At 47.3% G+C, this 24,005-nt stretch carries 17 protein-coding genes; 10 read left to right on the plus strand and 7 right to left on the minus strand.

What is annotated here, in order from left to right:
* Positions 1 to 35: 35 nt before the first annotated feature.
* A complete protein-coding gene (gene glgX / locus ACRJJO_RS19180) occupies positions 36 to 2,159 on the minus strand; it encodes a glycogen debranching protein GlgX (protein WP_431067214.1) in 2,124 nt (707 codons plus the stop codon).
* Between the two features lie 323 nt (positions 2,160 to 2,482).
* Between glgX and ACRJJO_RS19185 the strand changes: the two genes are divergently transcribed.
* Complete coding sequence (locus tag ACRJJO_RS19185; protein WP_431067215.1) at positions 2,483 to 3,937, plus strand: beta-barrel assembly-enhancing protease; 1,455 nt, start codon at positions 2,483 to 2,485, stop codon at positions 3,935 to 3,937.
* Positions 3,938 to 4,425: 488 nt separating this feature from the next.
* Here the strand turns inward: ACRJJO_RS19185 and ACRJJO_RS19190 are convergent, their stop codons facing one another.
* Positions 4,426 to 6,744, minus strand: coding sequence for a TonB-dependent receptor (locus ACRJJO_RS19190; protein WP_431067216.1), 2,319 nt, complete (start codon positions 6,742 to 6,744; stop codon positions 4,426 to 4,428).
* Between the two features lie 214 nt (positions 6,745 to 6,958).
* On the opposite strand from ACRJJO_RS19190, the gene ACRJJO_RS19195 reads away from it, so the two are divergent.
* From ACRJJO_RS19195 to ACRJJO_RS19205, 3 genes are all read left to right on the plus strand, one after another.
* The gene (locus tag ACRJJO_RS19195; protein ID WP_431067217.1) at positions 6,959 to 7,906 is read left to right on the plus strand and encodes a ZIP family metal transporter; all 948 of its coding nucleotides are present in this window, start codon (positions 6,959 to 6,961) and stop codon (positions 7,904 to 7,906) included.
* 49 nt (positions 7,907 to 7,955) lie between these two features.
* Positions 7,956 to 8,615 (plus strand): TMEM165/GDT1 family protein, encoded by a 660-nt coding sequence (locus ACRJJO_RS19200; RefSeq protein WP_431067218.1) that lies wholly within the window; start codon positions 7,956 to 7,958, stop codon positions 8,613 to 8,615.
* A gap of 189 nt (positions 8,616 to 8,804) precedes the next feature.
* On the plus strand, positions 8,805 to 8,999 hold the full coding sequence (locus ACRJJO_RS19205) for a hypothetical protein (protein WP_125220447.1): 195 nt from the start codon (positions 8,805 to 8,807) through the stop codon (positions 8,997 to 8,999).
* 42 nt (positions 9,000 to 9,041) lie between these two features.
* Here the strand turns inward: ACRJJO_RS19205 and ACRJJO_RS19210 are convergent, their stop codons facing one another.
* Positions 9,042 to 9,224 carry a hypothetical protein gene (locus tag ACRJJO_RS19210; RefSeq protein ID WP_431067219.1) on the minus strand — a complete coding sequence of 61 codons (183 nt, stop codon included), beginning with the start codon at positions 9,222 to 9,224 and terminating at the stop codon, positions 9,042 to 9,044.
* Between the two features lie 95 nt (positions 9,225 to 9,319).
* On the opposite strand from ACRJJO_RS19210, the gene ACRJJO_RS19215 reads away from it, so the two are divergent.
* The 3 genes from ACRJJO_RS19215 (at position 9,320) to ACRJJO_RS19225 (ending at position 12,808) form a co-directional block, all read left to right on the plus strand.
* Positions 9,320 to 10,492, plus strand: coding sequence for an EAL domain-containing protein (locus ACRJJO_RS19215; protein ID WP_431067220.1), 1,173 nt, complete (start codon positions 9,320 to 9,322; stop codon positions 10,490 to 10,492).
* 284 nt (positions 10,493 to 10,776) lie between these two features.
* Positions 10,777 to 11,601 (plus strand): HAD-IIB family hydrolase, encoded by an 825-nt coding sequence (locus ACRJJO_RS19220; protein ID WP_431067221.1) that lies wholly within the window; start codon positions 10,777 to 10,779, stop codon positions 11,599 to 11,601.
* Positions 11,594 to 12,808: a glycosyl transferase gene (locus ACRJJO_RS19225; RefSeq protein WP_431067222.1), complete on the plus strand. Its 1,215-nt coding sequence runs from the start codon at positions 11,594 to 11,596 to the stop codon at positions 12,806 to 12,808. The genes ACRJJO_RS19220 and ACRJJO_RS19225 overlap by 8 nt, the downstream gene beginning before the upstream one ends.
* A 107-nt stretch (positions 12,809 to 12,915) precedes the next feature.
* Here ACRJJO_RS19225 and ACRJJO_RS19230 read toward each other — a convergent pair whose 3' ends face one another.
* Entirely contained in the window at positions 12,916 to 15,096 is a 2,181-nt protein-coding gene (locus ACRJJO_RS19230; RefSeq protein WP_431067223.1) for a putative bifunctional diguanylate cyclase/phosphodiesterase, read from the minus strand.
* Complete coding sequence (locus tag ACRJJO_RS19235; protein WP_404356932.1) at positions 15,086 to 15,868, minus strand: MBL fold metallo-hydrolase; 783 nt, start codon at positions 15,866 to 15,868, stop codon at positions 15,086 to 15,088. Before ACRJJO_RS19235 ends, ACRJJO_RS19230 begins: the two co-directional genes overlap by 11 nt.
* 757 nt (positions 15,869 to 16,625) lie before the next feature.
* On the opposite strand from ACRJJO_RS19235, the gene ACRJJO_RS19240 reads away from it, so the two are divergent.
* Both ACRJJO_RS19240 and ACRJJO_RS19245 read left to right on the plus strand, forming a co-directional pair.
* Positions 16,626 to 18,077, plus strand: a complete 1,452-nt coding sequence (locus ACRJJO_RS19240; RefSeq protein ID WP_431067224.1) for a circularly permuted type 2 ATP-grasp protein — start codon at positions 16,626 to 16,628, stop codon at positions 18,075 to 18,077.
* Positions 18,077 to 19,048, plus strand: coding sequence for an alpha-E domain-containing protein (locus tag ACRJJO_RS19245; RefSeq protein WP_431067225.1), 972 nt, complete (start codon positions 18,077 to 18,079; stop codon positions 19,046 to 19,048). Before ACRJJO_RS19240 ends, ACRJJO_RS19245 begins: the two co-directional genes overlap by 1 nt.
* Before the next feature lie 222 nt (positions 19,049 to 19,270).
* Here ACRJJO_RS19245 and ACRJJO_RS19250 read toward each other — a convergent pair whose 3' ends face one another.
* Complete coding sequence (locus tag ACRJJO_RS19250) at positions 19,271 to 21,955, minus strand: GNAT family N-acetyltransferase (RefSeq protein WP_431067226.1); 2,685 nt, start codon at positions 21,953 to 21,955, stop codon at positions 19,271 to 19,273.
* A gap of 148 nt (positions 21,956 to 22,103) precedes the next feature.
* A complete protein-coding gene (locus tag ACRJJO_RS19255) occupies positions 22,104 to 22,373 on the minus strand; it encodes a hypothetical protein (protein WP_431067227.1) in 270 nt (89 codons plus the stop codon).
* Between the two features lie 479 nt (positions 22,374 to 22,852).
* On the opposite strand from ACRJJO_RS19255, the gene ACRJJO_RS19260 reads away from it, so the two are divergent.
* Positions 22,853 to 23,263, plus strand: coding sequence for a hypothetical protein (locus ACRJJO_RS19260; RefSeq protein WP_404356940.1), 411 nt, complete (start codon positions 22,853 to 22,855; stop codon positions 23,261 to 23,263).
* Positions 23,264 to 24,005 lie beyond the last annotated feature (742 nt).

Below are 24,005 nucleotides of genomic sequence, written 5' to 3' on the forward strand. Positions count from 1 at the left end.
TCACCTTTCACCTTTCACCTTTCACCTTTCACCTTTCACCTTTCACCTTTCACCAATTTACTTCGCGCCTCAAAAACCATAATACTCCGAGCCTCGACAGCACAAGCCAAACCTACCCAAACGGATTGATCAGACTTCTCTACAGCATCCAAAGGCGACACTTGCGCGGTATCGATAGCAAGATGCCAAAACCGGTCGGAAACCGGGGGTAATTGCGCGGCGATTTTATGATCCGACATGTTTAATAAGACATATAAGTCTTCTTCGTCGACGGTTAAACCCGCCAACATAAAAGCTAAAAACCGGACCTGCTCATCATCCCATGCCGGCTCACCGAGGTCTGCATCATGCCAAACGATATCCGGAAGATTGCGCGCCGGAATAATCTCGCCGGTCAAAAAACTGCTACGATTCAGGCTCGCATGACGGCGCCTCAAGGCAATCAATTCTTTGACAAAACGAAGCATATCGCTATTTTTTTCAACGAGATGCCAATCGAACCAGGAAATTTCGTTATCCTGGCACCAAGCATTATTATTGCCGCCTTGAGTACGCAGCACTTCATCACCGGCGTTTAACATCGGCACCCCTTGACTTAACATCAACAAACTCAACACATTTTTGGCTTGCTGCCGGCGCAACTCATTAATTTTTCGGTTGAACGTTTCGCCTTCGACGCCGCAATTCCAACTCAGGTTATCATCGGTGCCGTCCCGATTCCCCTCGCCATTCGCTTCGTTATGCTTATGCTCATAAGTTACCCAATCGTGCAACGTAAAACCGTCATGACACGTCACAAAATTGATACTGTTCACCGGCAAACGATCGCCGTCCGCGTAGAGATCGCTACTGCCGGCAATGTTGGTGGCGACAGCCCCGATTAAACCCGGATCGCCCCTGACGAAGCGGCGAATTACATCACGGTATCGACCGTTCCATTCCGACCAGGTCATTCCGGGAAAGGCACCGACTTGATAGAGCCCTTCGGCATCCCATGCTTCGGCAATCAAAGGTAATTCGGATAACAGCCTGGACGACTCGATTCGCCATGGCAACGGCGGATGATCCATCGGCACACCGTTGTCTCCCCGCGCAAACACGCTGGCCAAATCGAAGCGAAATCCGTCGACATGCATCTGCTCAACCCAGTATTCCAGACAATGAACAATGAATGCCGTCACCATCGGATGGTTACAATTGAGAGAATTTCCGCAGCCGCTGAAATCCAGATATCGCCTCCGGTCGTCAGCATCGAGGTGATAAAAAATATCGTTCGCCAAACCCTTGAAATTAATTAACGGCCCCTCTTCATCGCCTTCGGCGGTATGATTGAAGACTACGTCGAGAATGACCCCAATACCTGCCGCATGCATGGCTTTGACCAATGTTTTAAACTCTTCCTCGTGCGTACCTAATTCCGGCGTTATGCAAAAGCCGGGATGAGGACTGTAAAAACTATGCGTACTGTAACCCCAGTAATTTTTAAGCCCTCTGGCTTGGACCCCAGGCGGCACATGCTGTTCGTCAAATGCCATCACCGGTAACAATTCTACATGCGTTATACCCAAAGCCTGTAAATACGGAATTTTTTCGATTAAGGCGGAAAATGTACCCGGATGGCTGGTTTTCGAAGATTTATCTTTGGTAAAGCCTCCAACATGTAACTCATAGATAATTGCCCCTTCGAGCCCGCATTCGATGGACTGCTCACCCTCCCAATCGAATCGGGAGTCGGTAACGACGGCTCGAAACGAATGATGACCAGCTTCATTAGTGGCGCAAGCTAGACTTCGATTCCACATATCATCGGTTACTGCACGTGCCCAAGGATCAAGCAGTTCCTTGCGGATGTTGAAGCGGCGTCCGCTCTCGGCGGTATCATTCGCACCATCCGTCCGCCAGGTATAATGTGTTCCCAAAGGGAGCTCCTCGACGAACACATGCCAATAAAAATAAGCGCGATGAGATTTACGGTCGAGCGAAATAATCTGAAACGGCTCGGGACTATCGGCAGCTTTATAAAGCAATAATTCAACTAGGCTCGCATGACGACTGAAAACCGAAAAGTTGATACCTCCGTTCATTGGCGTTGCGCCGGGTGGAAAACGAACCCCGGGACGAAAGCGATAGGATTCGGTTAGTGCAATACTACTGTCCATACCATTCAACCTGTGCCAGCAAAAATTTCATTATACTTGGATCCGAAAAGTTTGCGGGGGTTGCAAAGCTTTTTTCTTAAGTAACTGAAACCGGTCTTATTGCTGGAATTTGTGTGTTATTTAACGTACGCTATCAATATCCGGGAATGCTTAACTCCAGCAATTAAACCCCATGTGTTTTGCGCTACTTTTAATATTCCAGCATAATTTAAGTGGGAGACTAACGGCGTCCGTTAATGCCCCGGCGCCGAATTTTGATCTACGTATAATTTCGATGAAATCGCATGTGGAACAAAATCAGTTAGCTTTTTGTCACATCGCGCATGATTAAAAAACCGGCCTTATTATTAATTTTAAGTTTGTTTTTACAAGGCAACCGCCCTTTTGCGCCTGATATAACCAAAATCGAATTACCGGATATGGGCGACTCTTCCGGCACGTTGATATCTCCTGCTCAGGAACAACAATTAGGCGAGGCATTTTACCGAAGCCTGCATTCGCAAATCGTCATCAGCCAGGATGCTGAAATACAGCAATATATCGAAGGAATCGGTCGGAAACTGGTTGCCAACAGCGACACCCCGGGAAATCCGTTTCATTTTTTCGTGGTCATGGATAACGCGATCAATGCTTTCGCCGGACCGGGCGGTTATATCGGCATCAATTCGGGACTGATTTTGACATCCGAGGCGGAAAGCGAACTTGCTTCTGTGATGGCACATGAGATCGCTCACGTTACTCAACGCCACCTTTACCGTGCATTCGAAGCCGCCAGCCGTCTGTCCATACCGACCGCAGCGGCGACTTTGGCGGCAATCTTAATCGGCACACAATCACCGGAACTCGCTCAAGCGGCGATCATGGCCGTTCAAGCTGGCAGCATACAGTTTCAGATCGATTTTACCCGTGATAACGAACAGGAAGCCGACCGGGTCGGTATGCAAACGCTTGCGGCATCCAATTTCGACCCGCGTAGCATGCCGATTTTTTTTGAGCGTTTGCAACAATCCAGTCGTTATTATGGACGGGGCATTCCCGAATTTTTAAGGACTCACCCGGTAACTTCTTCTCGGATCTCCGACACCCGTGGCCGAGCCGAAAAATATCCCTACCAGCAATATCCCGATTCAATGGGTTATTTGTTGACACGGGCAAAACTCAGAGTACTTAGCGCCAACGATTACACACCGGTTTTGAATTATTTCAAACCACGACTTAGTCAAGGCACACAACAACAACGAGCAGTGGCTCGTTACGGAACGGGCCTTGTCCATCTAAACACAAGAAACTTCCAAGAAGCCGAACGAATTTTCAAGGCATTGACCCAGGAATATCCCGAGCAACCTCAGTTTGCAACAGCTTACGCTCGATGCGCATTGGAAGCACAAAACTTTTCAAATGCCTTAGCGCGCTATCAAGCAGCAACGCAGCAATTCCCCGGTAACCAAGCGATCAAGCTCGAGACCCTATCCGCTTTGCTGAAAGCCGGCAAACCCGAACAAGCCAGACAAATTTTGCAAATGCTGGACACGAATACAAAACGGCAACCCGTCTATTTTAAACTGCTGGCACAGATCTACAGCGACTTGAAGCAACCGGCCGAATCGCATCGCTATCTGGCTGAGTATTATTATGCAATGGGCCAAACCGACGCCGCCATCACACAAATCAAGCTCGCTCAAAAATCGCCAGGAATCAATTATTACTTATCGGCAATTCTCAACGAACGATTGGTTTTTTTTATACGTGAAGAAGAACAGCGTAAACGCAACCAATAAAACCCAACTCTTTTACTTGGTTAGAAATAAACTGAATGCAACCTGAATAGCTAGTTACAGCTGGCAAACACTGCCGTTCAATTTACCAAATAAGCAATTACTAATTGTTTATATCCTATTGTTTTTCTTATATGTTTTCGACCCGAAACTATTTTTTAACTAAAATCGTTTTTTTTGATAGACATCACTAATTTTAATGATATAAAATTCTTTCCAGCTTACGGAGTGAGCCCGATTAAATAATCGGTAATGAGGAGGACAAGGCTTCAACGCCTTGAATTATAACAATAACAAACGAGCAAACTGCTTAGTTGTCTTGGCGACAACAACGTTCAAATAAATAATAACAATAACAATCTGAACACGCCCGCTTTATGCGGGCTTTTTATTGCCTGAAATTTTGTTACGGCATTCGCCTCAACAAAGTTTTGACACATCCCTGTGCCGGAAAATCACGTCTTGTTACAGTCGACAAGAACCATCGAACATCACATGCTCAAGCGGACACCTATCCAACCCGCCCTTGGCATCCCCGGAGAGACGAAACGACCATCCTCATAATCGTCGCCCAATACTTCATCGGCTTCGCCGTAAACACCAAATGTGTTGTAGTTAGCATCGAAGATATTATCGATACGGCCGAATAATGCAAAATTGTCGGTGATTTTATATTCAGCCCTGCCGTTGAACAACCAGTAACCGCCTAATTTAGCATGTTGATTGGCTTCGTCCCCCCGGTAATACCGAGCACCGCTATAGACACCATCAATACCGAGCATTAATTTTTGCCACAAATCGACGCCGACCGAAGCCTTGAACATGTGCTCCGGGAGCCCCGGAATTCGGCGGCCTTTGTCGACCCAAACACCATCCTCGTTATCCTCGTCAACCGGATCTTGAACCCTGAATCCGCTTAAAAACCGTGCGTTCAAATACGTGTAATTGGCCGAAAAATACCAATCGTCTATCGTGCTGAATAGCTGCGGATAAGCGATCGAAGTACCGGCTTCTATGCCGTAACGCCTTGTCTTGCCGATATTGCTGAAAAAACCTTCACTGATACTATCGCCGCCGCGCTGAAAAATGATGTCATCGGAATTGATGGTATGGAAAAAGCCAAGATTCCATTTCAAGTCGCCTTTACCGAGCAATTCGTCCAGATCCCCCCGAAAGCCGCCTTCCCAAGTTTTCGCAACGACTTGCGCCAACGGCGGATCGGCGACAAACGAGTTCGGTAGTTTACACGGCGCCTCGGGATCGGCGCAGCTGAGTTCCATCGGCGTCGGCGCCCTGGCCGATTCGCTGTAACTACCGTACACGGTCAGATTGTCGAAAATGCGGTACGTCAGGCCGGCTGACGGATTGAGCCGCTCGAACGTATGCGAGCCGTTCAAGTTTTTTTCCGCATCGGTGATATAACCGTCCGACATATTCATATGAATATAGTTATAGCGTCCCGCAACCGTAGCGGTCAGGTCGTCGGTAATCGAAAAACTGTCGGACAAAAACACGCCGACCGCCGAAGTGTCGGTATTCAAGCGCACTCTCGACTCGTCGACCAGTATACCGCTACGCGTTGTACCGCGCGTTTCGGTCAACGATCCCAACTCGGTATCCGATTGAAAATGCACTTCGGAATAATCGTAGCTGACGCCGACCGTCAGGTTATTCTTGTGGCCGAACAAGTCTTGGCCGAAAGCCGTCTGTATCGTTCCGCCGCGGCTGCGCATGTTGGTTTGGCTGTAATTGTTGGTCGCACCTTCGACGCTGTCGGATGCGAGAACTTCGTTGCCATTGATATCGACGACACGTTCTTCTTCATCGCCTTCTTCTTCGCACAGGAAACCGCCATTGACCGGGTCTTCACATGCCTCATAATCGCTGTCATCGCCATTGAAGGTCTTGATCCGATTCTGTCTGAAATAGGCATTACCGCTAATCACAACTTTATCGGTCAAATCGAATTGCCCTTCGAGCTCCGAGAAGAACATACGCGTGATAGTCCGATCCGGATGAGTAAAAATTGCGTTTCGGTCTTCCTTCAGCAATTGTACGGGCACCGCACCGTTGCCCAGCAACTTGTTGTCGTTCGCGCCGAGCGTCAAATCGAGCGAGCCCCTATCGCCGCGCCAGCTCAACGTGCCGAACACTTGGTCGGCCTTGGTCGGGGAAAAATCGCGCCAACCTTCTTCCTCGAAATGACGCAGATCGATAAAATAGCCGAACGTGCCGTTGTTCCAACCGCTGGTCAATTCCTCCGAATGCCTGTCCCAGGAACCGCCATAGACTTCGAGCTCATGTTTCGGCGCGGAAAAACCGGTCTTGGTCTTGATCGAGATAGCGCCGCCCAAGCTGTTCAAACCGTAAACCGGGTTCGACGGATACAAGGCCATCGACTCGATCGCACCTTCCGGAATCAAATCCCAGTTCACGGTATCGCCGAACGGCTCGTTGAACCTGACGCCGTTGACATAAGTCGACAAACCCTGGGGCAAACCCAACAACGGCGACGCGACGAAACCGCGATAATAAATATCCGGTTGCAGCGGATTGTTTTGCGCTTCGTTGACATGTACGCTGCCCATATAGCGATTCAAATAGTCGGCCAACGAGATGCTTTGAGCTTTTTGCAAATCGTCGGCATGCGCAGTCTGAACATGGGAAGGTATTTGATCGATCGGCACTTCGGAGCCTGGTATCGGCGACACGCCGACCACCTCGACCTTTTCCAGCTCCATGATATCCTGCTCTGCTTGTACCGCCGTAGCACCCGAAAGACCAAGAATCGCAATAGCTATTTTTTTCATAATCCCCTCTAGACTAATTTAGCCGCATATTGTCGACGGTTGGTCAATTAAAAAATAGTCGCACCCAATAAAAAGGAAAATTTCCCAAATCAACCATTGCAAATCACCCCGCTCTGCGTGCTCAAAATCTTATTCGTTTCCTGTATGTAAACTCTTTAAAATAACGCTACTATTCTTACGATATTTTCAAAACCACTCAACCCGGGCCGCACTCATGACACAATCCGCATTCTCAACGACCATTCAAGATTATTTTTTTCGCCAATGGGAAACCATCACTTCGAGCGACCGCTATCAAAAAATCATGGCATTGCCTCCCGCCCAACGCCGGCTGACGTGGACCGGACTCTTTGCCGCTTCGCAAGTTGTCGTTTTCGGTAGCCTCTATCTGATTTTCGGCGAAATCGTCGTGATCGGCTTCTTGGCAAGCATTCTGGCAGGCCTCGCAACAGGAGCCGGAGCCCTGCCTGCCCTATTCTTTACCGAAATATCGAAAAATCTATTTAATAGCCTATTAGGCGCGGCTGCCGGCGTAATGCTTGCTGCTACCGCCTTTTCTCTGCTGGTGCCGAGCATCGACTATGGCAACCAAATTTGGCCCGGCAACGGGCTTTGGGTGGCCTCTTTAGGTATGATGATCGGCGCATTGTTTCTCCATTTTGCCGACCGCAAACTGCCTCATATTCATTTCGATAGCATTTCCGATCAACACCTAAACTCCATAAATAAAATTTGGCTCTTTATCATTGCAATCACGATCCATAATTTTCCGGAAGGCATGTCGGTCGGCGTAAGTTTCGGCTCGGGCGATATGAAAAACGGCATCGTCCTGGCAACAGCAATTGCTCTGCAAAACATTCCGGAAGGCCTCGCCGTCGCACTCCCTTTAGTGGGCTTAGGCTATAACAAATGGAAAGCCGTCGGTATCGCAACTTTAACCGGCCTGGTAGAACCGGTCGGCGGATTATTAGGCATCACGATGGTTACGATTTTCACGCCGATTTTACCGATTGCGATGGGCTTCGCCGCCGGCGCAATGTTATTCGTCATCAGTGAGGAAATCATTCCCGAAACCCATTCCGAAGGCAGGTCCAGGCACGCCACATTTGCCTTGATGATCGGTTTCATCATCATGATGATTTTGGACAACTTACTCGGCTAATTTACTATTCACTGCTACCCACATTAAAAACCATTAATTTCAAAAAACCATGGATCCTATTCATCTACAGTGGCAACAAATTTTGAGCCTGCTTTTTTCCGATAACCTTGCCGAGTTTTCAACTGCATCATTGACCTCTTTCGTACTGATTGCAGCCGCCGAAATCGGCGATAAAAGCCAGTTAGTCTGCATGACCTTGGCCGCCCGGCATCGCGCTTTACCGATTATTTTAGGCGCAATTGCCGCGTTTGTGCTGTTAAATACTCTGGCGGTCATTTTCGGCGCAGCCATCGCAAAATGGCTGCCTGAATACATCGTAGCCGCATCCGTGGCCGTTTTATTTGCTTTATTCGGAGCACATGCACTCCGTGTTAACGAGGAAGAAGACACCGATGAAGTGATCAAAGAAAAAAGTGGACACGGAATTTTCTTCACGACCTTTTTTTTAATTACCGTCGCGGAATTCGGCGATAAAACACAATTGGCGGTCGCGGGATTAAGCAGCACCACCCTTCCCGCCGCCGTCTGGCTAGGCTCAACTATCGCGCTAGCCATGACTTCGATACTGGGAGTTTTGGTCGGCCGAACACTAATGAAAAAAATTCCGTTATCGACGCTCCATAGACTCAGCGGCATTATTTTTATAACACTTTCAATCGTCGCCGCGCATAAAGCCTATACCGCATATACCGGCACTTTAAATCTCTAGCTTTTGATTCCCTTACCAAAATAAAAGTTTTTAATAATAGTTTTTGACATGTTTCTTCGATCATGTTAAAAATTGTCCCGTCGTGGAAATTCAATTTCGGCGAACAAGCTCTATAACTGACTTTTATAGAGTCCCCCTTTGAGGAGAAGGGGATTAATAACACTACTAAAATAACAAGAGGATAATAAAATGGCAGAAGCACAAGAAAAAGATACTTTTTGGCTGTGGATAGGCGCACTTATTCTTGGCACAATAATCGGCGTATTCTTGCTGAAAGGCAGAGAAACCGAACATCTTGAAAGCAAAGCTGTCGGTCAAAGCGAAGCTCAAGTTCAAGCCGCAGAACAAAGAAGAAAAGCGGCTAAAAACGTTTTCGTAGAATAAAAACGTAAAAAAAGCCCTCCGCCCACAAAGCGGGGGGTTTTTTTATACCTGAAATAAATTACCGCAACTCCATAACTGCCCCACAAAACACCTACTCTGCTTTAATAAACCCTGCTTATAGTAGCAATCCGCCGCCGCCCCACTTTTGCCCATCGCCACCGTTAAGCGCACCATTTCGGCAACAAAACACTTCATCTGTTTCCACGCATCTTTGCCAGCAAACATAAAAAATCGTCCACTACAATAAAAAAGGCATAACTATTGCTTGCTCATATTGGCTTTGCTAACCCTCCCCTCTTGCAAACCTCATATATTCGGACATGGACTACAATCAATCTTTATTTCCTTATTTTCAACCCATTCTCGGTGCTGCCAGCGGCAACATAGTCGGCTACGAAGCCTTGGCCAGACGCCGCGACGAAAACCGCCGAATTGTGTCAGCCGGAGGGCTTTTTTCCAATCCTGAAATCGCCAACACGGAACGCATCGAATATGACCGCATCGTCAGACGCCTTGCACTCGAGAAGTTCACTCTTTTACCCGGCAACAGTTATCTTGCCATCAATATTTCAGCGGCGTGGCTGGATTTACTCAATAACTTCCACGACATCCCCACACTCCGCATGATCGATGAATTAAGGATCAATCAACAGCGCATTATCATTGAGATCACCGAAGCCCAAGGCGATCTACATAAACTCGCCGAAACGGTGAAAATTTACCGCAAAAACGGCTTAAAAGTTGCCATCGACGACTTCGGCACCGGGTTTTCACAACTCGAAAGAGTCATGGCCATTAAACCGGACTTTATCAAATTGGACATGCGCTTATTCAAAATGGCCGTAAAAGGCGGCATCGCCAGCGATGTTGTTCATTTACTATCCAGACTCGGAAAGCTCAACGGCTGCAAAATTGTTTGCGAAGGCATCGAAACCGACGACGAATTTTTTTTCGGTCTACGTTGCGGCGCTCAATTCATGCAGGGCTTTCTATTTTCAGAGGCTACGCCAGACTTCGCCCCTACAGAAAATTACAGTCGCCATATCGCCTCGCTACGAAAAAAATTTCTACAGAAAACACTTGAGACCGAACGTAAAAAAATCTCTCGGATTAACTTAATAAAAAACTTGATAGCACAATTGCAAGATGCACTACAAAATGACTTCAACTTAAATGAACTCGCGGAGCGACCTTTCGAAAAAAGCGGCATCCTCCGATTCTATCTATGCGACAATCAAGGCACGCAAATTTCATCAAACTTTAATTTCAAACTCGGAAAATGGTTCGAAGACCCTAAGCAAATCGGCTTTAATTGGTCGTGGCGGCCTTATTTTTATCAACTACTGGCATTAGAACAAGCGGAGACCACCTCTCGCCCAGTCGCCTCTTCGCGATACAAGGACTTTAACACCGATCAACTGTGTAAAACCCTGGCAATCCGGTTAGATAACGACCGCATCTTATTGGTCGACATTACCGCCGATTGGGATTAAGGATTGGGGCGTAAATATAATTTCGGCAGCGCCTAAGCAGGCGCCGGGACGCAAGTTCCATTAGGTGAGGGAATAAGAACCAACATGGAAGCCTTTACCCAGCACCTAATTCCATAGCCCATTGGCTATGATTAATTGTCTTGGATAATTTAGGTACTGGGTTTACGGCGTCCTTTGACGAACACCCCGGTGCCGAATTTTGATCTACGGCGGGTATATTAATCGACTTTTAACCGATGCCCCCATCCTCTCCGACCGGAAATCCATGAAAACCAAGCACCATTATGTATCCTTATCTCATTTTTTCAGATCTTGATGGCACCTTATTGGGTCATTACTCATACTCATTCGCACCATCAGAGGGCGTTCTAGCAAGAATCGCAACCCATAAAATCCCGCTTATCCTAAATTCCAGCAAAACACTGCCCGAAATCCTCGACATCCGAATAGCGCTCCATAATAATGACCCTTTTGTGGTCGAAAATGGGGCTGCAATCTATATTCCGGCTAATTTATTTAGCGAATATACGGCACCACTCACACCCGTTCGCCTAGGCCCCGATTACGATGAAATCTTAGCCGTCTTGCAGAGACTCAAAGCCGAGCATCACTTTCCTTTTACCGGATTTTCCGAGCTCAGCCTCGAAGCCGTCAGCAAACTGACCGGCTTAGGCTTGACCAAAGCGGCGATGGCCAAACAAAGAACCGGCTCAGAACCGCTGCTTTGGCAAGGCGGCAATGCTGAATTAGCGCACTTCGAACAAGCCCTGGCAAAAAACGGACTAAAACTATTGAAAGGCGGCCGTTTTTTTCATGCGCAAGGACAAAATACCGATAAGGCCAAGGCCATGCATCAACTGATTGAGCTCTATCATCGAAACTATGGCATCCACTTTACCAGCATCGCCCTTGGCGATAGCCAAAATGACAGGGCCATGCTCGAGCAAGCAGACCTGGCTGCGGTCATTCGCAAAAAGTCAGGCACATCTCTTGCAATAAATAAACCTGATGCTGAAGTCATCTATACTCAACATCAAGCCCCCGAAGGATGGCGCGAAGCGATGGAGGCTATTTTCAAACGTATCGACGGAGGAGCCAACCATGAGTGATTTTTTTCAAAACGGTGCAATTACGACCTTACACCGCCTGCAACATAACCGACTGGCCGAAATGGAGAATGAATTACTGGCCTTTTCCAAAGAAAGGCCAATGGCGTTAGTATTGCCTTCGCTCTACTCGGAACTACAAGGTCCGGCACTGAATAACATTATCGAGCAAATACGAGAAATTCCTTATTTAAGCCAGATTGTCATCGGGTTGGACCGTGCCGACCGTAGCGAATTTAACCATGCTCGTGAATTTTTCAGCAAACTGCCGCAGCCCCATAAAATTCTTTGGAACGACGGGCCCAATTTGCAAGCGATCGATCGCTTGCTTGCCGAAGAAGGACTCGCGCCGATCGAACCCGGTAAAGGGCGCAATGTCTGGTATTGTTACGGCTATGTTCTCGCCTCGCGTCAAGCGGAAGCGGTCGCGTTGCACGACTGCGACATATTAACCTATAACAGAGAACTGCCGGCCCGACTGTTTTATCCTGTCGCCAACCCCAGCTTTAATTATGAATTCTGCAAAGGCTATTATTATCGGGTCGCCGATAATAAACTAAACGGACGGGTCTGCCGTCTATTAGTCACGCCGTTGATCAGAGCACTAAAAAAAGTCATCGGCAATATGGATTATCTCAATTATTTGGACAGCTTTCGTTATGCTTTGTCCGGCGAGTTCGCCACTCGCGTCGACAGTCTCAAGGAAATTCGCATACCGAGCGATTGGGGACTGGAAGTCGGCGTATTGTCCGAAATCTACCGAAATCATTCCAGCAATCATATCTGTCAAGTGGAAATAGCCGATGCTTACGATCACAAGCATCAAGAGCTATCGGAAGAAGATGCCAGCCGCGGATTATCCAGGATGAGCACCGACATCGCCAAGGCGATTTACCGCAAACTGGCAACGCAAGGCGTGATTTTTAACAAAGAAACGTTTCGAACCCTAAAAGCAACTTATTACCGAACCGCGCTCGATGCGATCGAAGCGTACTACAACGATGCCTGTATCAACGGCTTGAAGTTGGATCGGCACCAGGAGGAAAAAACCGTCGAATTGTTTACTCGTAATATTATGCTCGCCGGCGATTCTTTTCTCGACAACCCAATGGAAACCCCGTTCATGCCAAGCTGGAACCGAGTCATCAGCGCAGTCCCCGACATCATGCAGCGCCTGGACGAAGCCGTCGAAAAGGACAATACTCAGTAACCAAGTAACCAGCCGTTTGAACTTCGATGAAGCGGAATGGAATAGCGGCAGAGCCGACTCGCCCCCCTATCCCACTGCGTTTCATCGAAACACCCACCTACCCGGCTTCAAATTTTATTATCCGGCAAACTATCGAGCGGCAAACCGATATGAAATCCTTGGCCGAAATTAATCCCCATGCTTTTCAATAAATCAAAGATTTCCTCGGACTCAACAAACTCGCCGATCGTCATAATATCGAGCTCTTGACACAAATTCGACAAATTGCGCACCAGCGCCCGGTCGATCCTGGAATTGACGATATTGCGCACGAAAGCGCCGTCGATCTTGACATATTCGAAGCGTAATTCGCGCAAATAATGGAACGAATTATAACCGCTCCCAAAATCGTCCAAAGCAAATGCAAATCCCTTTTTGCGTAAATTGGTTAGAAATTTCCCCATATGCGTAATATCGCCGATTGCGTCGCGCTCAAGAATTTCGAACACGATACTGCTCGGCGGCACCTCCAATTGTGCACATAACTCCTCCGCATAACCTAAAATACCGCGGCCTTGAATTTCCTGAGCCGATAAATTGATGAACAAACGTTTCGGTCGGCCCTGCGTCTGCATGATCGCTTTATTGGCCTCGATGACCTTACGCACCATTATTCGGTCCAACTCACGGCCCAAACCGTATTTTTCGATCGTTTCAATGAATTGACCGGCGGCTGTAATTTTGCCGTCGGTCTCGATCAAACGAGCAACCGACTCATACGCAAAGACTTCACCGGTTTTGCAATCGACAATCGGCTGAAAATAAGGTTGGATGCGCTCTTCGCGAAGCGCCAGCCGCAAGTCTTCGACAAACGAACGGCTATCGCGCATGATTTGCGTCAAATGTGCGGCCGCATCGAATTCGCAAACTTCGTTCTTACCCAAGCCCTTGGCTTTATATAACGCCACATCGACGCCCGACATTAAATCTTCGACAGTCTGCATGTCGCGCGGATAACTAATGATGCCGACCGATGTCGTAATATGGAAAGCCTTTTCTGTCGGCGTTTTGAACGCAATGCTTTGCAAATTGGCCCGGATCGACTCGGCCGCGACCTTAGCGCCTTCCGGCGAAGTTTCCGGCAGAATGATTGCGAATTCATCACCGCCCATACGCGTTGCAATATCGCCCTTGCGCATATGAGATGTAATCGATTCTGCGATTATTTTCAACACCTCATCGCCTAATGGATGCCCGTACAAGTCGTTGATATCCTTAAAATCGTCAAGATCGAGCAACAATACCGAAAACTGATGATTATGCCTTTCCGATCGCCCAACCTCGTATTCCAGCATATCGTTAAAATAACGGCGATTATGAATCCCGGTCAAAGGATCATGTATCGAATAATATTCCAATTCGGAAAGCGTTCGGCTCAATACTTTACTAGACCCGACCACCATCACCATTACCGACAACAAAGAACGAACGATTGCTTGTTCTTGGGCCGTTAATGTATTAACCGAGGCATAGGCAATGCCTAAAAGCCCATCTAAACCGTAAGCCTGGTCAGGGACCGGCACGGTAATCATCTTGATATCGCAGACATCGATTAAATTAACCTCGCAAGGAATCTCATACTCTTCGATATCGAGCAGCGCATTGTCCGGTAACCCGAGTTGACTTAGCATGTCCTTGGCAAGGCGGCCGCGAACTTCTTGTTTTGCCGCATCGGAGTAGTTACCCATGTAATAAAAATACAAGGACAAACCATGCTCTTCGGCAAACGCGATAAAGAAAAAATTAAACGGAAAAATTTCATGAAAACCGATCAGGATCTCCTGAACAAACTCCTTCCATTGCGATACTTTCTCATGCGAAAAGATAATATTTTCCAGTACTTGGCTCTGCCGCTCGAGCAGCCCCTTTTCCACCAACACCGAAGCTAAATAAGAGGTGGTATCACCCAATTCGTCGACTACCGATTTCAAATATTTTCCGTTTTTATGCCATTGCCGCTGCCTTTCATCGACCAGCTTTTCGAAAGCCATGTCAAGGCTTTGACAATCTGTGATCGCTTTACGGAACATCGCGACGGTCACCGGATCGTCGATACGCGCCAGGACTTGATCAAAATTTTCTAGAATCTCGCCATGGACACGACGCACCAAAGCACTGATTGAAGATGCGAAACTTCGAGTTCGCGTTTGACTTTCAAGAAGCGAAAAAAGCTGGTTCATCAAGCGTACACGCAAATCCTCGATATGATCGGGATAAGCAGACGCTCCTTTACCAGAATCATGACGCATTTCGGCTCTCCATCTCGAAATGCCCGCTTCTGGTCATTAAATCGACACCACATTGAAGCGTTTTAAACCAATTCAAAAAATCTGCTACGGCCCGCCCTCGATAAACCGGCCCATGCTGAGGAGCCAGCATCTCGATATCCAAAGCCGATACGGCATCGACCCAAAGGCGCGCGGCTTTGTTGGAAACCATATAGCGGCGGTGGAATCCTTCTATGTAAGGTAAGTGCGCGGCAAAGTCGTCAACGAATTCATATTCGACATCGACAGGCAACATCGCTGCACCAATATCGCCGGTGAACAACACTTTGGCTATAGGGTCGTATACATTGATCTGACCCTCTGAATGCAAGAAATGCGCGGGAACCAATTGCAATACAAAATCTTCAGCAAAGCGGCACTGCTTTCCCGCATCCGGAACCCCAACAAATTGAGCCATGCTGGCAATACCATAGTGCGGCAAAAAGCGGAGCCAGATGCTGGACACATATACGGGAGCATCGGTTAACTCCAACCAAGTAGACAATCCGCCGACAATATCGGGATCTTGATGCGACAAAATAATCGCTTTGATTTGTTCGGTCTTGATGTAGCGCAACAATTCGGTGAGCACACTCGGCATCACTCCGAATCCGCCCGGATCGAGCAAAACGCCATTATCGCCATGCACGACGAGATATTGATTGGAACGAATCCCCTCCTCCTCGCCGGGTTCGCTTTCATTCAATAGTACGAATTTATGCACACCCGAATCGAACAGTTTAATGTTACGCATAAAATTTTCTCCTCTTTTATAGTTTACTAATTTCCATTATCACAACCAGCATGCTGACATTTTGCATTACATATCAAAGCCATAAAGAATTCATGCAAAAACCCGCACACCAAATTATACCGACATCAAAACTCTACCCAATAACCTTATGAATAACAAGGATAAAAATCACAACATCAAACGCCTTATTCAAACCGAATCTTTCTTAAAATATCCCAACTCGCAACCATAATGCACACTTAACCAAGAATGCAATGCGCTCAATAACATTCTGCTTACCGGTTCACTAATTTGCACTTCTACTTCGAGCGATCGAATTAGCTCGCACGGGAATTGAGCGCACCAATATGGACAAAAATTAAATTGGCGCGCATCACTTTGGACAGCCAAGCCACATATCGATCCCTGCTCTGCGTCACGGCCATTAAGCTAAATTGTCATGTGACTAAAGATCGGAACCTTCCTTGTTCCCACCGCTTCAGCGTGGGGATACATACCGATCTTACTACGGCAGCTAAGGCATGGGGCTCCACGGAGAACCGTGGAAACCAAAAATAGTTATTTGTTGCGAAGCCTTAAATCGGGACCAAAACTTCATGTGTAAAGAGTGTATTATTGATCATGTCCAATCTTTGATTCTCTAGGACTTTGTTTATCATTCAATTCTGAAATATACCAGGAAAGCACCTCTTCTTTTAATCAACTGGCACTTTTTATGCTTATTTTTTCTTAGCCCCCTTTAAGAAACCGAATTTTTATGTCTAGCATTTGGGAAAACTACAACACCGAAAACGCATACGACGAACTGATGCATTCGGAGTTTCAACCACGAGCGGTTAGCTACAATCTATGCCAGTATTTGAATACGCTCAATAAGGAAGATATCGACAAACGTAAAACCGCCGCCGAACTGGCAATCATGGAAATGGGAATCACCTTTACCGTCTATAGCGACGAAGGCAATATCGATAGGGCTTGGCCTTTCGATATCATTCCTAGGATCATCGATGCAAAAGAATGGCACATCATCGAACGAGGTCTTAAACAGCGATTATCTGCGCTCAATTACTTTATCAGCGATGTCTATGATAAACAGTCCTTTATCAAGGAAGGCCTGATTCCCGACGACATCATCAACAGCTCTAAAAACTTTCGTAAGGAATGCATCGGAATGAAGCCTAGACACAACGTTTGGGCCAACATTTGCGGCACCGATTTGGTGCGCGACCGAGACGGCATGATGTATGTTTTAGAAGACAACCTCAGAGTGCCCTCGGGTGTTTCCTACATGCTGGAAAACCGCGTCATTACTAAGCGCGTTTTTCCGGAATTATTGCAAGACATTAATATTCTGCCGATCGACGACTATCCGACACAACTACTTGAAATGTTATCGTCGATTGCACCGAATCAAAATGGACGCCCTCAAATCGCGGTATTAACACCCGGCATCTATAATTCTGCTTATTTCGAACACGCCTATTTGGCGCAACAAATGGGCGCACAATTGGTCGAAGGTTGCGATCTGATGGTCGACGATGACGATTGCGTTTACATGCGCACGATCGAAGGACCGGAAAAAGTCGATGTGATTTACCGACGCATCGACGACGATTTTCTTGATCCGGAAGTATTCCGCAAAGACTCGGTATTGGGCGTACCTGGCCTAATGCGCGCATGGCAAGCCGGTAATGTCGCACTTGCCAATGCACCGGGAGCCGGCGTTGCCGACGACAAGGTCGTCTATGCCTATGTGCCGGAAATGATACGCTATTACCTGAATGAAGAACCGATTTTGCCCAATGTCGAAACCTATCTCTGCAGTCACAACGAACATCTCGATTATGTGCTCGCGCACCTGGCCGAACTCGTCGTCAAACCTGCTAACGAATCCGGCGGTTACGGCATGCTGGTCGGGCCTCATTCAACCGCAAAGGAAGTCGAGGCCTTTAGAAAGGTCATTCTCAAAAACCCTCGCAATTATATCGCCCAACCCACGCTAGCTATTTCGACTTCGCCGACTTTATGTAAGGATATTTTAGAGCCTCGCCATATCGATTTACGCCCGTTCATACTGCAAGGCGAAAAAACCTTTGTCACCGCGGGAGGACTCACCCGCGTCGCGCTCAAAAAAGGCTCGCTGGTCGTCAACTCCTCTCAAGGCGGCGGCAGTAAGGATACATGGATTATCAACCGGGAGAACGACTAATGCTGTCACGCTCCGCCGAACGCCTCTATTGGCTCGCCCGTTATCTGGAACGCACCGAAAATCTTGCTCGCCTAGTTAGCGTACACATGAATTTATTAATGGACCTGCCCAAAGGAGTCGAGATGGGCTGGCAACAATTGATCCATATCAATGGTTGTCAGGAGGCCTTTCATGAACATTACAAACTGGCTCAAGAGCGTAATGTTACACGCTTCCTATTAACGGATCCCGGCCATCGAAATTCCCTTTTTTCATGCTTAAGCCTTGCCCGCGAAAATATTCGTACGACACGCGAGCTATTGCCCGACGAAGCTTGGGAACAAGTCAACGAGCTTTACCTATATACTAAAAAACATCTGGATTCGGTGTCGAGCCGGCGCATGAGGGTTTTATTTTTGAATGAAATCCTCGAAGGTTGCCAGCGCTTTACCGGTCTACTTTCCGGCTATATGAGCCACGACCATCCTTACCATTTCATTTTGCTCGGCAGAAACATCGAACGAGCCGACATGACTAGCCGGATATTGGACTTGAGTTCGTTATTACTGTCGGAATCGCGGAGCAATGAAATGCGTCAATATGAAAGCCTGCTGTGGATGAATGTGTTGCAGTCCTTGAATGCGCTATTAATGTATCGACGCCATGTGCGCAGCCGAATAAAAGGCGACGACGTGTTAAATTACTTGATATTGGATAGCGCGCTGCCCCGCTCGATTAATTGCTGCCTTTACGAAATGGCCGATGCCATCGGTAAGTTGCCTAATCACGATAAACTGCCCGAAGATGTCGCCGACCTGAAAGACTTTGTGCTATCGATCGACACGCGGCAAACCACCCAATTGCAATTACGCAATATCCTCGATCAATTACAAACGAAATTGGCCTTTTTACACGAACGTATCGCGAACAATTGGTTTTTAGCACATTCTGTCGATGATGCCGTCATTCAACAAGAACAAAAAGCCAATTGAGCCGGAAACCTTTTGGCTAGCGTTCATGAATCCAGTGTATCACCACGGAAAATGAAAGTGCGCGCGCGATCACTCGCCCGACAGCCCCCCCGGTGCCGAATTTTGATCTACGATGAATATAACTTTTACGCTTCATGATCTTCATGGTGAAATGCTTTTTTCTAGGTTACATATGCATTTTTATGACGAGCTTGCCGGTTCTTTCACTACCACTGTTAATTATCACATCCTTAAATCCTTGACGACCCTAACGACTTCACTATCGCCGTGAATGGGCTCGATCGTAAAGCCGAGTTTCTTAACCAACGACAACATCGGTTTGTTAATTGCCAGCACCTCGCCTTCAAAAAAGGATATCCCTTTATATTTTGCAGCTTGCATCAGCGTCTTCATGATCCTCGAACCTATCCCCATACCATGGCACTCATCGGAGACCACGACTGCAAACTCGACCGAATGCCCATCCGGATTAGCCATGTAACGGCCGACACCTAACTCATTAGGCTTTCCGTCTTGTTCTTCGGTCACGGCTATAAACGCCATTTCACGGTCATAATCGATTTGCGTAAAACGAACCACCATATCCGGCGTTAACTCTTGCAAGGCCTGCATAAACCGAAAATATTTCGAACGCTCCGATAGCTTATGCACAAAATCCTTCTCCATCTCGGCGTCCTCGGGACGAATCGGGCGAATACAAATATTCATACCGTTCGGCAATTGGTAATGCTGAATCATCTCGTGCGGATAGGGATGAATCGTCATATGGCTATAGGGACTCAACTGATGCGAAACACAGGCCTTGATCCGCGCATCGACTGCTATCACCCCTCTGTCGTCGACAATCAATGGGTTGATATCGAGCTCCACTATTTCCGGTAATTCGCTGACCATGCTCGACACATTCAACAAAGCATTGACCAACGCTTTCATGTTGACCGGCGGCAATTGACGGAACGCTTGAAGATACTTAGCCGCCTTGGTCTTGGCAATCATTTTCTCGACCATATATTCGTTCAACGGCGGCAAGCCCACGGCTTTATCGTGTAGAATCTCAACCATCGTTCCGCCTAATCCGAAACTGATCGCAGGCCCGAAAACCGGATCGCGAATGACACCGATCATAAGTTCGCGCCCATTGAAAGACTTATGCATCGGCTCGACCGTCATCATCACCCTGTCGATCTCGGGATATTTTTGCTTGATCAGATTCTCCATTTCCTGAAAATGATGCGAAATATCCTTGGCACTCGAGATATTCAGCCGAACGCCGCCAATATCGGATTTATGGCTGAACTCGAACATATTGACTTTCAAGACGACCGGAAAACCCATCGTCTCAGCCGCAATCATCGCATCCTTTGGACTGTCAACTTTAATCGTCTGTGAAACCGGAATCCGGAAAGCGGCTAGGATCGCTTTGGATTCCTGAGTCGTTAGAACTTCGCGGCTCTCGGCTAATACCCGCTCGATAATCAGGCGGGCGCCGTCGATATCGGGCGTCGCCAACTCGTTTTCCGCACTGGGTATCTGTTTGAGAAGAATTTGGTTTTGTGTATATTGCGCCAGAAACGAAAATGCATCGACAGCGACTTCGGGCGTACCGAAGTGGGCCACCGTGCTATTGTCAAACAAGGCCCGCCCTTCTTCGACGCGCTTGCCACCGGTCCAGGAAGCCAACACCGGTTTCCGGGTCATTTTGGCCGCTTCAATAACCAGTTCTGCGACCTGTGTCGGATTGGTCATCGCCTGCGGCGTCAAGATACAGAGCACACCATCGACATTATCGTCTTTCAAGCAAATATCCAGAGCTTGTTTATAGCGTTCCGGCGTCGCATCGCCGAGTATATCGATCGGGTTGGCATGAGACCAATGTACCGGCAGCACTTTATTCAATTCATCGAGACTGCCCGCACTCAAACCGGCCATCGCCACGCCGGCCTCCTCTGCACGGTCGGTACTCATGACCCCGGGGCCCCCGGCATTAGTAATAATCGCCAGACGGTTCTGTTTGACGACATAATTATTGGCCAGTACCCGCGCCGCCGAAAAAAGCTGTGCAATACTGTAAGCCCTCACTACGCCGGCCCGCTCGATCGCCGCATCGAATACATCGTCACCGCCGACCATCGCGCCGGTATGCGACATTGCCGCCTTACTGCCGCTTTCATGGCGCCCCGATTTAATCAAAATCACCGGTTTTAGGCGAGCCGCCGCCTTCAAGCCGCTCAAAAAACGCCGTGCATCGCGGATACCTTCTACATACATCAGGATCCCGGTCGTCTTGCTATCGAGCGCTAAATAATCCAATACTTCGCCAAAATCGACATCGGCAGCTCCCCCCATCGAGACAACCGTTGAAAAGCCGATATCCTGCGACTGCGCCCAATCCAAAATAGCAGTGCAAACCGCTCCCGACTGCGAGAGCAGCGCTAGACTACCGTCTTTGATCATCCCGCTGCCGAAGGTCGCATTCAAATGCCCGCTTGGACGAATAATGCCGAGACAATTAGGACCGACGATGCGGATAGCGTAACGATGGGCAATATCTAACACTTCTTGTTGTAAACGCCTACCTTCACTACCCAGTTCGCCGAAACCCGCAGTAATAATCACCACCGAATCCACGCCTTTCTCCCCGCACTGCCTTACAATATCCGGAACAGTCACTGCGGGCGTAGCAATAATGGCCAGCTCAATTTTGTCGGGGATCGCATCGATATTGGGGTAGGCTTTCAATCCTGAAATTTGCTTCCGTTTATTATTGACTGGATAGAGACCACCTTTAAAGCCTGCTTCCTGCATATTGACCAATATACGATGACCGACACTTTCAATGCGTTCCGAAGCGCCGATGACGGCAACGGTTTTAGGCGTAAAAAATCGACTGAGATAATGAGGACCCATGATTGCTCCGTAATAGCATGAGGGATTGGAATGCAGGGTTTAAGACCGCAACAGCTTTCAACGGTATCTTGAAATTCGAAGTTTTATGAAGAATAAGGCAGATCGCCTATTCACTGCTAACAGCCATTAAAACTCTAAACAATTACCATTATTGGTTATTAACATTAACCATTACTCGGTAACAATATTCCGTGGAGTCCTTAGTGCATTGAACCTGGGATAAAATACCTTTTTCGATCAAACCCTCTAAAGATTGCTCGATAACCAATCGTTCGAAGCTACAAAAACAGCCATAAATAAAACGTTTCGGACAGTCGGGACAATCCTTTTCATTTTCAAATAGCGGCCGAATATGCTCATGCCAAGCATCGATAGCTTTTAATATTGAAAGCTCGGTTTTGGATAAGTCTTCTTTCATTTTATTTCTCCGACCGCTAATGAATATCGCTCTATCTTACCAAGTAACCGACTTACTCACCCAGCACAAAAACCATTGAATAAAAACAAAAATAGTATCCGACTTTTTAAGACGCGCAAAGATTAATTAATCCCATACTTTCAATAGAGCCTCGACTTGAAGATATGAAGCGCCTTTAACAATGTGAAGACGGGGGGCAACCATCAAATTTACCTGTATCCAATGGCTATCAACAACAAAAACAATTTACTCTTTTTTGATCGAAAAACCGGCTAGGGATAAAAGGGATGAACTGTATCTTGCGAGGATCAATCCTGAAGACCACCAATTTCCGTGAAAGGTTGATGAAAGGAAGTATCGATACAATACCATCGAACCAAAAAAAACAAATTTCAAGTCATTTTCGAATTTTAAGATTTAAAGCAGTCCGAAAAATCGATATGTATTTTGATTAACTAATTTTTTACGGTAAAGCAGACATGACATTATCGACCAATATAAAAATCGCAATTATTATGTCCGCATTGGCGGCTATCCTGATTATGCCCGGAACCGCTTTTTGGTTACTGGAATCGCTTGTTATAGGCTTATTTGAAGTGCTTGAATTAGCATTGGATGAAATTGTCGAGCATCTTTTTCATACCAGCCGGCACACGACTCAGGTTATCGTTTTTTACATCATGTGGGGCCTGTTTATTGGCGCCGCTTATTGGTTCTATCATTATTCAAAACAATTATATTTCAACATCAAAGCTGAATTCCCGGATTGGTTGTTTAAAACCCGCGAACAGGCAACATTAAATTGGAAGGTATTGCCGTTTAGTAAAAAAATCAAAATGATTTCCGGTTGCTCGCTCGGCGCGGCATTTGTCGCCGTAATCGTTTTATAAATTCTCCCGATTCAAAAAGGCTTTAGTTAAAACGCCATACCCGCGGCCTAAAGCCAGGGAATAAAAGCTTGGTCCCGTCGATGACACTTAAATATATGCGACACTCCCATTTGCAAGCCAAATTTCGGCACTGGGGAACGCGTCAAACGACCATGCTTAGGCTTGAACCCTCGCCAAAATGGATTGCCACGGAGAACGGACATTCGGATTTTGCATGAGCAATAATTCGCCGAACACCCCGGCTTCTTTATATACCAATACCGAAATTTGACGTACGAAAAATATAAACTGATGAAGGGGAACATTCCATCAGATTAAGTTCTTGCCGATAGGAAGCAATTTCCCCCTAATGCTTCCGTGCTTTGAGAGTTGGAAAATAGGATTTTCCAACTCTTTTTTTTGCCTTGCGCCTTGTGAAGGTCGACGGTAAGAGATATGCACAAAATAACTGCTACAAGTAGTAGGCTTTGCGGCGATTCGGTGACTCGCTTGACAGGACGCCGTGAACCCAGCACCTAAATTATCCACGGTAGTTAACCATAGCCAATGGACTATGGAATTTAGGTGCTGGGTGAATACTTCCATGTAGGCTTGACGGCGGCGACTGATTGCCAAGGATGGCATGAATGCAGATTTTGCATTACGCCATGGATGGCGTGTATTAGGGCAATGCAGGAGCAATTGCCGAGGAGCAAAAATCTGCCCTGCCGCCGACACCTGTCAATCGAGCCACCGAACCCCC

The sequence above is a fragment of the Methylotuvimicrobium sp. genome (assembly GCF_050611805.1).
Lineage (GTDB): Bacteria > Pseudomonadota > Gammaproteobacteria > Methylococcales > Methylomonadaceae > Methylotuvimicrobium.